10 protein-coding genes are annotated in these 13,130 nt (G+C 39.5%); 5 read left to right on the top strand and 5 right to left on the bottom strand.

From position 1 onward, the window contains the following. Nucleotides 1–45 precede the first annotated feature (45 nt). Both AAEZ22_RS13010 and AAEZ22_RS13005 read left to right on the top strand, forming a co-directional pair. The gene (locus AAEZ22_RS13010) at nt 46–996 is read left to right on the top strand and encodes a glutathione S-transferase family protein (RefSeq protein ID WP_192532590.1); all 951 of its coding nucleotides are present in this window, start codon (nt 46–48) and stop codon (nt 994–996) included. A 209-nt stretch (nt 997–1,205) separates the two neighbouring features. After that, on the top strand, nt 1,206–2,186 hold the full coding sequence (locus AAEZ22_RS13005) for a YecA family protein (RefSeq protein ID WP_086996885.1): 981 nt from the start codon (nt 1,206–1,208) through the stop codon (nt 2,184–2,186). Nucleotides 2,187–2,349: 163 nt separating this feature from the next. Here the strand turns inward: AAEZ22_RS13005 and AAEZ22_RS13000 are convergent, their stop codons facing one another. Together AAEZ22_RS13000 and AAEZ22_RS12995 are read right to left on the bottom strand one after the other, a co-directional pair. After that, nucleotides 2,350–3,300, bottom strand: coding sequence for a nucleotidyl transferase AbiEii/AbiGii toxin family protein (locus AAEZ22_RS13000; RefSeq protein ID WP_041454885.1), 951 nt, complete (start codon nt 3,298–3,300; stop codon nt 2,350–2,352). Next, the gene (locus AAEZ22_RS12995) at nt 3,290–3,688 is read right to left on the bottom strand and encodes a DUF6088 family protein (protein ID WP_011329741.1); all 399 of its coding nucleotides are present in this window, start codon (nt 3,686–3,688) and stop codon (nt 3,290–3,292) included. The genes AAEZ22_RS13000 and AAEZ22_RS12995 overlap by 11 nt, the downstream gene beginning before the upstream one ends. Before the next feature lie 307 nt (nt 3,689–3,995). Between AAEZ22_RS12995 and AAEZ22_RS12990 the strand changes: the two genes are divergently transcribed. Together AAEZ22_RS12990 and AAEZ22_RS12985 are read left to right on the top strand one after the other, a co-directional pair. Further along, nucleotides 3,996–5,000 (top strand): nuclease-related domain-containing protein, encoded by a 1,005-nt coding sequence (locus AAEZ22_RS12990; protein ID WP_089369053.1) that lies wholly within the window; start codon nt 3,996–3,998, stop codon nt 4,998–5,000. Nucleotides 5,001–5,143: 143 nt separating this feature from the next. Next, complete coding sequence (locus AAEZ22_RS12985) at nt 5,144–5,815, top strand: hypothetical protein (protein WP_089369052.1); 672 nt, start codon at nt 5,144–5,146, stop codon at nt 5,813–5,815. A 382-nt stretch (nt 5,816–6,197) separates the two neighbouring features. On the opposite strand, the gene AAEZ22_RS12980 is transcribed toward AAEZ22_RS12985, so the two are convergent. Together AAEZ22_RS12980 and AAEZ22_RS12975 are read right to left on the bottom strand one after the other, a co-directional pair. Then, entirely contained in the window at nt 6,198–7,331 is a 1,134-nt protein-coding gene (locus AAEZ22_RS12980; protein WP_350551340.1) for a DUF1570 domain-containing protein, read from the bottom strand. Between the two features lie 2 nt (nt 7,332–7,333). Beyond that, entirely contained in the window at nt 7,334–7,810 is a 477-nt protein-coding gene (locus AAEZ22_RS12975) for a hypothetical protein (protein WP_197182358.1), read from the bottom strand. A gap of 549 nt (nt 7,811–8,359) precedes the next feature. On the opposite strand from AAEZ22_RS12975, the gene AAEZ22_RS12970 reads away from it, so the two are divergent. Next, nucleotides 8,360–11,512 (top strand): DEAD/DEAH box helicase, encoded by a 3,153-nt coding sequence (locus tag AAEZ22_RS12970; protein ID WP_352297511.1) that lies wholly within the window; start codon nt 8,360–8,362, stop codon nt 11,510–11,512. A gap of 153 nt (nt 11,513–11,665) precedes the next feature. Here the strand turns inward: AAEZ22_RS12970 and AAEZ22_RS12965 are convergent, their stop codons facing one another. Further along, nucleotides 11,666–12,826, bottom strand: coding sequence for a RelA/SpoT domain-containing protein (locus AAEZ22_RS12965; protein ID WP_352297508.1), 1,161 nt, complete (start codon nt 12,824–12,826; stop codon nt 11,666–11,668). Nucleotides 12,827–13,130: the final 304 nt, after the last annotated feature.

Here is a 13,130-nt window from a genome sequence, read left to right as displayed (position 1 = left end):
ATGCGGTGTGTGTTTATGCATTTACAGCACATTAAGGAGTTAATAATGGGATTAATCGTAGACGGAAAATGGGTTGACCAATGGTACGACACCAAAAAATCTGGCGGTAAGTTTGAGCGCCAAGCAAGCCGCTTTACCCAACAAATTTCAAACGCCGCCGATAGCCAATTTAAACCCGAAGCGGGACGTTACCATTTATATGTGTCGCTAGCTTGCCCATGGGCACACCGCACCATGATAATGCGTAAATTAAAGCAACTCGAAAACGTAATTACACTTAGCGTAGTAAAGCCCGAAATGCTCGAAAATGGCTGGGAATTTGGTGAGCACGGCGATCCGCTTTATAACCTAGATTACGCCTACCAATTGTATTTAAAAGCCGATGCCAATTACGAAGGCCGCGCCACTATTCCTATTTTATGGGATAAAAAAACCCATACCATAGTTAATAACGAATCATCAAACATCATGCGTATTTTAAATACCGCGTTTAACGAGCTAACCGGCAATACCGACGACTACTACCCGCAAGCACTACAAGCAGAAATCGACAGCGTAAACGAGCGCATTTACAACACGGTAAATAACGGCGTATATAAAGCAGGCTTTGCCACCACGCAAAGTGCTTATAACAGCGCTTACCATGCATTATTCGAAAGCCTAGACTGGTTAGAGCAACGCCTAGCTACACAGCGCTACTTAGTTGGTGAGCAAATTACCGAAGCCGATTGGCGCTTATTTACTACTTTAGTGCGCTTTGACGCTGTGTATCATGGCCATTTTAAGTGTAATCAGCAAAAAATTAGCGAATACCCTAACCTATATAACTATGTCACTGAGCTGTACCAAGTACCAGGCATTAAAGACACTGTTGACTTGGAATACACCAAAATACACTACTACGCCAGCCACAAAACTATTAACCCCACCGGCGTAGTACCGCTAGGGCCTAAAACACAATTTGAGCAACCGCACGATCGCGACCGCCGGTATTAATCGGGCTTAGAGCTTCGGCAAAATTATGCCGAAGCTCTAAAGTAAGTAAACAACCAGTAAAAAATTCACAAAGAGGGTATGAGGCGCTGCGCTTTAGAGAAAAAACAATCCACGGTCAGTTTCCAGTTAGCCCTCTGCTCGTAGCTTTTATTTACTAACAAATATAATGATGTAACACTAAACCCATATTGCGCAGAACGAGCTAATAAATGAAACTAGGACGAAATGATCCCTGCCCATGTGGCAGTGGCAAAAAGCACAAACATTGTTGTATGAACACTGTATCTACTAAACAGCATGCACAAATATTTGATGACATAACGCAAACTTTAGCCATGAATCCAGAGTTAAGTTTAGATGAGCTAAACCTTGTCGCAGAACAAACAATAGCTGCGCGAAACAACCAAGCCGATAGTGATTTTTGCGGGCTTTGCCCAACGCAAATATCTAATTGGCTCTATGCCCCGTTCAACGAATTAACAAAAGTTACTTTTAATACTCCAGCAGATTTATCAAGTAGCCCAGTGATGAGCTATTTAGCATTAATTTTTACTGAAGCCATGCAACAAGGCGGCTCAATTAAAGCAACGGCTAAAGGCAATTTACCTGCTAAATTAGTCAAACAAGCCTCTGAGCTACTACCTAACTTTGCTGTTTCTAAATACCCCATCCATATCAGTATTAGTGAATTTGCAGGCAGTAACGAAGATAAGTTTAACGCCCTACACTACACGCGTACCTTGGCTGATGTTGCCGGTATTATTTACTATAAAAGTGGCCATTTTCATATTAAAAAATCGGTGCAAAAGCTGTATCAAACCCAGGGGATTAATGCTTTTTACCTCCCTATGCTCGAAGCCGCCATCATGCAATACAATTGGCGTTACTTCGACAGCTTTACCGATAGCGTGGATCTGCGCGCATTTTGGCTATTTATGCTGTGGCGACTACAAAAACATGCCTCGGTCGAGCAACTAATTGACGAAGTCATTACCGCATTCCCAGCGTTACTTAGTCACGCTCCAGCGTCTCAATACTCAAGTCCGAGTGAGCTATTAGGCAGACTGATTGAATCTCGATTCATCAATCGCTTTTTAGAATTTTGGGGATTTGTTAGCATCGATCCAAAGCGTAGGGGAAATGCCAATATACAGCCATTGCTAACGCAAACCTTTCAGTTTGCAATTTAGTACCACACATACAATTATTATTCGCCTCACACAATGAGGCGAATAGTATAACTAATTGCCTCATTGCGCTAAGCCCGAAACCTTTAAATTGTAGGCGGGGGCTTACCTCGCGCCTAGGCTTTTAATTGCAAATTTGAGTTATATGTCGCGTTGGCGACGGCAGCTAAAGCTTTATGTTATTTAACACTTGATTGCAATATAACTTAAATACATCAAATGCTTGCTGCCAATTAAGGCTATTATTGCCATAAACCATAGGTACTACATATTGGTTAAAGCGTTCTTCATATAATGTATTGGTTTGTAGTAAGCTTAAGCCAAACTTCAGTTCAGCAATCGGACTTTTCATAAATTCAGCGTGTTGGTTTGAGTAACGCGTTAAGTCTTCCGCAATAACTTTACTTACCAAAGACATTACGTCAGAAGCACTCGCAAGCCCAGCTTGTTGAATATAATACGTATCATAAATATGGCGTATTAATGCAGGATCATCATCTCTTATATTATCGCGCGCAAAACTTGCTGTTCGCCTCAACATAGAGACTAGCTTTTCCGCTTGTGTACTCTTAATACTCGAAAACCCCATTAGCGCAACTTCAGGAGGCTTTTGAGTGACCTCATTCATTAAAGAACATATATCTCTACTCACTACTTGATCATAAAGCAAGGTCTCTATCAGCTCTAACTTAATAAACGGCCTTAGGCATGGAACTTTTGAATGTGCTTGAGGATAACGTATATCAATTTGTTGATAACGATATTCATCATAAATAGTAGGGCGGTTTTCTACCGAAAAAGAGTTGTGCAGACTAATGGCATTAAGTAATTGAAGATGTAACTCTTTCCTAGCCTTTCTTTTTTGTGTTTTTGAAATATTAGCAAACACATCTGTAGGTATGATTTTAATATCAATGTCTTCAGACATTCGATGAGTTTTAATGCCCGACTTTGTTAATGCGGTACCACCAGAAAAAACCAATAAGTGCGTATCAAAAGACAATTCAGAAAGTAGTTTTAGTAATGCAACAACATAATAATCTTTTTCAACAATAGCAGGGTTACCCATACCAAGAGCATCGGCAACATCTAAAAACAGGTCACTATCAATTAGCATTAATAGCACTATTATTTACGACAATTTTGCGTTTAAAGCGATTATTTGTAATTATTTTCAGAGACGCTGGAATTTGCAAGCTTTCACCATTGATACTACGTTGTGAAAACTCATCAAATTTGTAGTCAACACCTAGCTTTTCAATCGCTTCTAATATAACACCATCAGCTCCCGCAGGAGATGCCGGCATTAACTTACCCGTAATGCGATTTTCTCTCGCTTTAGTGTAAAGCCCATAACCAATACGCAATAAATGACCATTATCAACCAGCTTTTTTAATACCCGGCCAACTTGGTCGTAACCAGCAATATCTGCAAAATCAGCACGATCAAAAACATAACGCTTTGAGCGGTTTATTCTTGTTGTTACTTTACTTGCTATTGTCATAATAAATACCCTCGTTTCTTGTATTAAATATAGCAAATATACGACACCTTAACAACGCAAACATACGACATTTAATAATAGATTGGGTAAGGTAGCTATCAACACTTAATTTGCTGACGCGAAAAGCCTAGCTTTTAAATTGTAGGCAAGAGTTTACCTCGCGTTTAGGCTTTTAATTGCAAGTATTAGTTATATGTCGCGTTGTCGATGACTTTAAAGCTTCCTAATCAACATTAAAGCCTTAATCGTATTGCTATTAGGTACATCAGTGATATCCTATCCACACGCATGATTGAATGGAAGCCTCATGATTTTAAAAGATAAAATACTCACCACCAGTAACTCTGCAAAAATACAAGCAGGCCAAAAACAAGAGCTCGACGTGGCATTTTATTTACGCCGTGCATTTAAAGATCACCCTCAAGTTTTTGTGTTTAACGACCTCAAATTTAAACACAACGACGAAACAGCTCAAATAGACCACCTTATTGTATATACCTACGGCTTTATTCTCATCGAATCTAAAAGCATTACAGGGGAAGTAACGATTAATGAACATCAAGAATGGAGCCGAAGTTACCGTGGTAACTGGCAAGGTATGCCCTCACCAATAAAGCAAGTTGAGCTACAACTAGCAGTACTAAAAAGCCTATTACGAGCCAATGCCCCATTATTACTGCCAAAAATATTTGGTAAACTACAACAAGGCTTTGGTGGCCGAGAATGGCAAAGTGTTTGTGCAATATCGAGCAATGCTATTATCAACAGGGATCACACACCAAAAGCAACACAAGAGCGGTTAGTTAAATCAGAATTCATAGCTGATAAACTACTACAAATGATGAAACTACCCGCATCGACACCTAATGCTTTACATTTTTTATCCACTAACGTTAGACCATGGTTTAACGAAGAAAGTTTGGGCAAAATTTGCCAATTTATTTTAGAGAAAAACATATCACTTAGTTCACAAAATCATTCAAATGCCACGACACAAATAAATGAACTTAAACCGCCCTATCAACAAGTAGTAACGCATACTGAACCTGTTATTGAGGCACAGACCGAGCCTGAAGTAACACTAAGCAAAGAGATAGTTTTAACGTGTAAACAGTGTAATAGCTCAGCCAGTTTACAACCACGTTCTGGTCGCTATGGTTACTTTGTTACCTGTGGCATTTGCGAAGCTAATACACCAATGAAAGCTCCTTGCCCGCAATGTTCTAACGCCCATACTAAAGCAAGTAAGCGTAAGGATAGTTACTCATTAGTGTGCGGGAATTGTGACGAGACTGTGCCAATTCGGTTTTAGTTATAAAATTTATAATATAACTTAGCCATTTGAAAGTATTGATCTTATTTTCATAAAAATTTGTGTATCATGGCGCTTAATCAAAGCTTTTAGGTTTGCACTTGGTAAAAGTGCGATATTTACCCTTATATGGAAATAAATATATGTTAAAGAAACTCACTATAACTGCCGCTTTCTTATCCATTTTATCTGGTTGTACTATACAAAACTCATTCCCTGTGGAATACCATAAAAAAACAATTGAAAATGTTGAGGTTAAAAATATCGACTCTATTGGTGTAACCCAATGGAGAGATAAAAGAAACCTTGCCACTGTTAAAGATGAATTAGCAGAAAAAGCAGTTATGCGGATGGGCCCTGCAACAATCGGCATGACAAGTGATGGACAGGAATTTGTAAGAGTTGCTGACTTTATAAGAAATGCCTTTATTAATGAGCTTCAATCTTTAGGTGTAAATGCAAAAAAGATTGACATAATACCTGCATCTAGTGATGCGAAGCTATTAAGTAATATCGCAATAAATAATCAAGTAGAAATGTTAATTTCTGCAGACCTTATGAGTTTTGATGTTAATTGTCATGGTGCATGGACTTTAGACTGCAATAGAAATGTTTCTTTTTCACTTTCATTAGTAAATAAGCTAGGGGAAGAATTAATTACACGTGAATTATTTGATGCAACTATGGCCAATAATGAAGGTATGGGAGTTCTCCATAAAACATTATTAGATCAATTAACTAACGAAGTTATGCGCAGCGCTTTAAAAAAAGCTGTAATTAGAACTGTTGAAGAAATTAATAAACAATCTAAATAACTAAAGAAAAAGTCGCGTTGGCGACGGCAACCAAGGGGCGCTCTTTACCAAGTTAAAGCGCCGACCGCCCCTTGGAACCCCACGGCGCCCCGAGGATCACACTATCTCCTCAATTGTAATTAATGATATGAACGTAATCAGCGTAGATAGGCCATCCGTGGCCAAGCTACGCTTTATCGCGCATTGCCTAAAGGGATTTAGGTACTTGGAATTTGTCGGGAACAAAATTCCGCCATGCGCAGCTATTACTCATCATTAATTCAATTTCGGGTGTGATCACGGGGAAATATCTCAGCGTCAGCCTTCAAATTGTAGGCGGGAGTTTACCTCGCGCTTTGTTTTTAGATCCGAGTTTAATTCGCGTAGTGCTTTGCATAACTCCTTAAAAACTCTGTTTTCTAAATGGGGTTTTCAACCATTGTCTATAGTCTTTATCCAATTGCGGAAAATGCTGATACAGCATATTTTTTAACTCTGCTGCAGTGAGTTTACTGCATGGCGATTTTTGCTCGGCTAGCATGATGCTTTTTAAAAACTGTTTGCCTTTATTAGAATCCATCAAAAAATATATAGCAGCCCAACTGCTCGCATAAAGTTTAGTGTCATCGCCTGTTTGCCACGTGTCATCTAAACCTATCAACCAATTAATAGTAAAAACACTTTGCGCTACGCGCTTATTATTTACCCAGCCAGGATGTGGCTCAACACTAACTAGTTGCATGCTGTTTTTGGTATATTCAAAATACTCAGCTAACCCCTCATTGAGCCAGCGAGGAGTCGAGCCTAATATTGCTTTGTTAACCGCATGCACCGCTTCGTGTACCGCTGTGCGCATAGCACTTTGCTCATTTCTATAATTTATTAAAGCTGAGTTGGTAGAATGAAAATACATACCATCGGTGTTTGTTGGATCGGCCCCGCGCAGTTTAATTGCTTGCTCATAGCTTCTTCGTGTTGCAAATACAGTTAAATTTAACCTTACTTTTTTTAATGCATCAACACCTATAATTTGGCCATACACCTTAAAAACAGTATTGAGCTTTATACGTAACTCTTCAGTAAACGATGGCGGTAAGTTAGCTGCATGTAGCGTTAATTCAAAGTAATCAAGCGGCTCAACAAAATCTGTGTCGAGTGTTGCTACCTCAAAGTCAGGCTTTTTATCACTAAAATGTGGTACGCCATTGCTATCTGTCCAGGTGTAAATATTGCCATTACGCTTATATTTAACTTTACCTAATGATACATCTACACAACGCGTAGTGTCGGCTTGTGGTAAATGGTTTTGCATTGCAGTTTTAGAAGAAAATGACGGAGCGGCAATCGTTTTAATAGCGGTTAGTTCAGACTCTTCAGCCATTTCGATTTTAATTTTTATATCATCGTAAATAGCCCTAACACTGCCAATAGGATCATGATAATTAAATACCCGTCCTGTTAAATGATTAGCAATAAGTGCCGATGCAATTAACAGCACAATAAATACAAATAGCACTCGCCATTGTGTGTTTAACATATTTATGGCCGCTTATTCCACTGCTCTTCAAATAATCGTTTTTGCTCACCGCGGTACTCACTGCACCATACAAAATCGGATGACTCCATTCCCTTAGCTCGGCAACGTTTAGGTAAAGTATAAAACTCAGACCAAGCTTTAAGCTTACCTGGGTCGTTATAGCTATCACTATAAAATTGCATATTCGGCATTCTTGTGTGTAATAACGCGTTATTACTAGTGCTATAAACGGAAGATCGTTGATGTGTTCGATTGGTTTGTTTGGGGTTATCACAATGCTTTGCAAGTTCTTCAAATAAAGATTTGAATCGTGCTTTTAATCGCTCACCTTCTTTCACTCTATAGCCTTGACGCAACCGTGAACGTATTGTTTCACGTTCTTTTTCAATTCTGTCGCAGCGACTTTGTGAGTAGGATTCGTATGCTTGAGGTAACGTTGTAAATATGGCAAGTAGTATCAATAAAATCCATTTAATCATTATTTATCCTTAAATTGAGTGCTTTCTTCCTTTGAGCTCCTAGAGTGAATATAAGGGATTGGATATAAAATAGAAACAGATAGTTTAGGGGAATTACTAAGTCTTGCTTTAGCGCAATAGTAAAAGTAAAAGTAATTTTGTAGGCGTTAAGTTTGCTGACACCAAAAGCGCAACTTTTGAATTGTAGGCGGGAGTTTACCTCGCACTTGGGCTTTTAAATTGCAAATTTGAGTTATATGTCGCGTTGGCGACGGCAACCAAAGAGAAGTAACCGCCGACTTCTCTTTGGAATCTCACGGCGCCCCGAGGATCACACTATCTCCTCAATTGTAATTAATGATATGAACGTAACCAGCGTAGATAGGCCATCCGTGGCCTAGCTACGCTTTTTAACAGCATCCATGCTGTAAATTACTCATCATTAATTCAATTTCAGGTGTGATCACGGGGAGTTGTCTTAGCAGCTGCCTTTAGTTCAACAATGAGTTAATGCTTGTTTACATTGCATTTTTTAGTAAACTGAATGTTCGCAAACAGGGAGTGGTTTTAATGCAGCAAATTGGTATTTACGAGCAGCTAATTACGCAAGTAATTAAGCAAAACTTAAATCGTGATCAATTTTATGTAGGTGAGCGCCAGCTTGAAACGGCCGAAGCCGCAACATGGCTTTCACGCTTTTTAGGTAAGCTTGTTGAACATGCGATTGATGCAATCCCTAATTCAAAAAAGCGCTTAGAAGAACAAATTGACCTTGCCAACAACCTTGTACTTTGGCTTAAAGATCACATTCGTGATGACGAACTAATCAACGAAAATCTTATCGACAGCCAAGGCCGAATACTTACCGCGCTATTTAATACCCAAAACCCTATTGCTGCAAATCTTAAAGAATACTCTCACGATATATTCCCGCTAACGGGCCTTACGCAAAGCGAATTATTTAGCGGTGCTAATGCAGGTATATCGCTCGAAACCGAGCTAAAGCGCGAGATAAAATCGTCCGACACTATTTATTGGTTGGTCTCATTTATAAAATGGACAGGGCTGCGCATATTTAAAAATGAGCTGGAAGCGTTTACCAAAAGCGGCAACAAACTCAAAGTAATTACCACCTCATACATGGGCGCAACGGATGCTAAAGCGGTTGAATTTTTAGCGAGCTTACCAAATACCGAGGTAAAACTAAGCTACAACAACCAGCAAGAGCGCTTACACGCTAAATCTTACTTATTTATGCGCAATACGGGTTTTCATACAGGCTATATTGGCTCGTCTAACTTATCGCATTCGGCGCTTACCAGCGGCCTTGAATGGAACTTAAAAATTACCGCACAAGAAATCCCGCACATAATAGCCAAAACCAAAAGTACCTTTGAAACCTACTGGGAATCAAAAGACTTCGAGCTATTTACAGGCGCTGTTGAGTGTAAAGAAAAGCTCATTAATTCACTTAACGAGCAACGCGGTGTTGGGCAACCAAGCAGCCTATTTTATTTTGATATAACACCAAAAACTCATCAACTCGCTATTTTAGAAAAGCTAAGTGCTGAGCGCAGCGTACATAAGCGTTTTAAAAACTTAGTAGTTGCCGCAACCGGCACAGGTAAAACTATAATATCGGCGTTCGACTTTAAAACCGTTTACGACAAAAACCCAAACGCACACTTTTTGTTTGTAGCCCACCGCGAAGAAATACTAAAACAAGCGCAAAGCGCTTACCGTGGTGTGCTTAAAAATAACGACTTTGGTGAGCTGTGGGTAGGTAACTACAAACCACAACGCTACAACCAATTATTTGCATCAATCCAAACGCTGAACAGCCAAATTGAATCGCTCAATTTAACTCACGATTATTACGACTACATAGTAATAGACGAAGTACATCACGTAAGCGCTGCCAGTTATCGCACTATTTTAAGTTACTTTACGCCCACAATATTACTTGGCCTCACCGCCACACCAGAGCGACAAGATGGCGCAAATATACTCGATGATTTTTGCGGAGTAATAGCCGCTGAAATTCGCTTACCAGAGGCAATAAATCAACGCCATTTATGCCCATTTCAATACTTTGGATTGGATGACGACACAGACCTAAGCCAAATAACGTGGCGTGGTGGCCGTTACGATATAAGCGAGCTAAGTAACCTTTATACAGGCGAAAACAACCGCGCTAATAAAATTATATCCAGCCTTGCTGATATAGTGACGAATGTTCATGCTATTAAAGCACTCGCGTTTTGCGTAAGCCAAAAACACGCAGAATTTATGGCGTCTAAGTTTAACTTAGCAGGCATAAGCGCCGATGTGCTGACCAGCAAAAACACCAACGAGCGCGCGGCCAAACAACAAGCACTTCGCCAAGGCGAAATACAAATACTCTGTGTAGTTGATATTTTTAACGAAGGTGTCGATATTCCAGAGGTTGATACCCTGTTATTTTTACGTCCGACTGAAAGCTTAACGCTGTTTTTACAGCAACTAGGCCGTGGTTTGCGTTTACCCGACAACAGCCAAAAGCAGTGCTGTACCGTACTCGACTTTGTAGGCAATGCTCGCCCAGAATATGACTTTGCGAGTAAATTCCGCGCACTCATTGGTAAAAGTAACCAGCCAATAAAAACCGAAATCGAAAACAACTTCCCGCATTTACCACTGGGTTGCCGTATAGAGCTACAAAAGCGCACACAACAAACAATATTAAAAAATATTCAGCAAGCCATAAACTCTAAACGCCGTTTACAGCAGCTGATAAATAGCTATTCGCAACATACCAATGACGCGCTAACGCTAAGTAACTTTTTACGCATAAACCCACAAGTCACGCTTGAAGACATATACAAACCAAAAGACGGTAAGCTCGGCGGCTGGCATTGGTTAAAAGGCGATGAAATACCATCAGACCAAGCCGATATTTACGCCGCCTATTACCGCGCAATCAACACCCAATTACTCGGCTGCGACTCGCTCAGCTACTTATGCTTTTTACGTGATTTATGTAATAACGATTTTAGCTTTATGCCAACAGCACAAAACCAACAGTACGCACTTATGGCGCATTACAACTTTTGGGATTCCACTGGCACAAGTTTAGGCTTTAAAACGCTTGAACAAAGCTTACAAACGCTTATTCATCCAGCGTTACAGCACGAACTTGCACAAGTAATCACGCTTTTATTAAACCGCATTCACCAACAAGAAAGCGATTTAGCGTGTTTACCTAATCACGCCATAAAATTGCACAGCCGCTACACGCGCCAGCAAATACTTTCTGCATTTGGAGCGCACTCGTTTGATAAAAAATCGACAGCCCGCGAAGGCGTTTTAGAGTTTAAAAACCAAAATCTAGAGCTATTATTTGTAACGCTTAATAAGTGTGAAAAAACCTACTCACCCACCACGCTGTATCACGATTACGCAATCAGCCCCACCCTATTCCATTGGCAAACGCAAAACAGCGCCCGCCCAGAACACGGCCGCGGCCTTAGTTACATTCAACACCAGCTAACAAGCAAAACCATCCTGTTATTTGTGCGCGAGCAAGGCAAAGACGAAAACGGCCGAACCATGGGATTTGTAAACTACGGTGAGGTTAAATACCAAAGCCACAACGGCAGTCAGCCAATGAATATAACTTGGGAGTTAACAAACCCCATGCCAAGTAAAATGTGGCATAAGGCTGGAAAGTTAGCGATTGGGTGAATTATTATAAGCTTTAGTTACATGCCGCTTTGGCGATGGCAACCAAAGAAAAGCAAGCGCCAATCTCTCTTTGGAATATTAAGGTACTTCGTAACTTATAGCTCATTATAGATAATTTTTGGGCACTTCTATTAATGACGTTTCACCTAAACTCTATCTGTTATAATCTTGAAAATTTGCTGGGGCTAAGAGCTTCTCTAGAAACGATTTACTCTGCGCTCTACTTTTAAATATACCTTCTGATTTATGAATAATATTTAACAACTCAATGAATTGGCTTGAATCGGCAAAGAAATTTGGGTAAGCCTGTTTAATTTCATCTACGTGATCGGTATAAACTAACGCAACCATTGTGTTGCTTTGCTTCTCTGCAGATTCTTTTTCAGCTTCAGTATATTTAAATTCCGCTTCTTTCGAGTCACTTTCTTCGTATATCTCATAATTCAACAAGTGCTCTTTTAGATCAATTTTAATCAAAATATAGCCGCTAACTTTGATATCCTTTAGAGCCTGATCCACGATTTGTAGTGAATTCGCAAAAGCATTTAATTTTTCAATAACTTTTAGTTTTTTGGACATTTGTACTACGTCTAAAAAACTAGATGCTAAGTTTTTATCTTCAACTAGCTTACTAGAATAAAGTTTTAATTTTTTCGTATTATCTTGATTGTAAAATAAATGAATATCATCCATAGCTGCAAACTGAGAACTTATCTGAACGAAAAAGTCTGACCACGCTTTTTTCCCCTGATTTGTCTTCAACGACTGATTTGTAAAAAGATCAATAATTTCTAATGCTGTTGCCCAATAATGTTGAATTTTCGTCCTGATTTGGACTTCAATCCTGTAAGTTTTCTTGACACTATCAGGAAAATTCCCAATTATGTGATAACTTCGATAACCGTCGGCTTTTGGGTTTTTAATATAGTCCTTAAAACGTACGCTGGATCCTCTAGGTCTAAACTCAGGCTTAGTTCTGAGTGAACGAATAACTTGTTCTACTTTTTTTGAATTTGCTACGATTACTCTGCAACCGCCAACATCTTGCATGTTTTTTAGACTCATCTCTGGAAATCTTCTAAGCTTTAACTGGATAGAAGGGTATCTTTTTAAACGTTTAGCGTATAAAGCATTTTTGTCGAGGCTTTTAACCGTTTGTCTTAGTCTTTTTAAGGCATTTTCTAAAGGTTCTGTATGACAAGATCGCCAATAAGACAAAACATCCAATGTTTTTGAGAGTAATTCAGGGTCAGATATGATTTCATCATTTAGAAAACTTCTTCCTGCTTTTGTTATTTCTTTTCCTGAGTACATCTTCCCTTCCTATAGCTATATGAAAATTATATTTTTAAATTTATCGAATATTTATACATACCAATCTAGCAACACACTCCAACTCCCCGTGATCACACCTGAAACTGAGTTAATGATGAGTAATTTACAGCATGGATGCTGTACAAAGCGTAGCTTGGACATGGATGGCCTATCTACGCTGATTACGTTCACATCATTAACGTAAGTTGAAGATACAGTGTGATCCTTGGGGCGCCGTGGGATTCCAAAGGGTGGATGGCGGTATTCACCCTTTGGTTGCCATCGCCAACGCGATAAAACCTCG

Source organism: Pseudoalteromonas sp. 20-MNA-CIBAN-0454 (assembly GCF_040308685.1).
Taxonomy (GTDB): Bacteria; Pseudomonadota; Gammaproteobacteria; order Enterobacterales; family Alteromonadaceae; genus Pseudoalteromonas; species Pseudoalteromonas nigrifaciens.
This window is presented reverse-complemented; position numbering and strand designations above follow the sequence as displayed.

Coding starts and splice junctions, on each gene's coding strand:
- AAEZ22_RS13005 (WP_086996885.1), top strand. CDS start 1,206: ATGAAACTAGGACGAAATGATCCCTGCCCATGTGGCAGTGGCAAAAAG.
- AAEZ22_RS12990 (WP_089369053.1), top strand. CDS start 3,996: ATGATTTTAAAAGATAAAATACTCACCACCAGTAACTCTGCAAAAATA.
- AAEZ22_RS12995 (WP_011329741.1), bottom strand. CDS start 3,688: ATGACAATAGCAAGTAAAGTAACAACAAGAATAAACCGCTCAAAGCGT.
- AAEZ22_RS12985 (WP_089369052.1), top strand. CDS start 5,144: ATGTTAAAGAAACTCACTATAACTGCCGCTTTCTTATCCATTTTATCT.
- AAEZ22_RS12980 (WP_350551340.1), bottom strand. CDS start 7,331: ATGTTAAACACACAATGGCGAGTGCTATTTGTATTTATTGTGCTGTTA.
- AAEZ22_RS13010 (WP_192532590.1), top strand. CDS start 46: ATGGGATTAATCGTAGACGGAAAATGGGTTGACCAATGGTACGACACC.
- AAEZ22_RS12975 (WP_197182358.1), bottom strand. CDS start 7,810: ATGATTAAATGGATTTTATTGATACTACTTGCCATATTTACAACGTTA.
- AAEZ22_RS12970 (WP_352297511.1), top strand. CDS start 8,360: ATGCAGCAAATTGGTATTTACGAGCAGCTAATTACGCAAGTAATTAAG.
- AAEZ22_RS12965 (WP_352297508.1), bottom strand. CDS start 12,826: ATGTACTCAGGAAAAGAAATAACAAAAGCAGGAAGAAGTTTTCTAAAT.
- AAEZ22_RS13000 (WP_041454885.1), bottom strand. CDS start 3,300: ATGCTAATTGATAGTGACCTGTTTTTAGATGTTGCCGATGCTCTTGGT.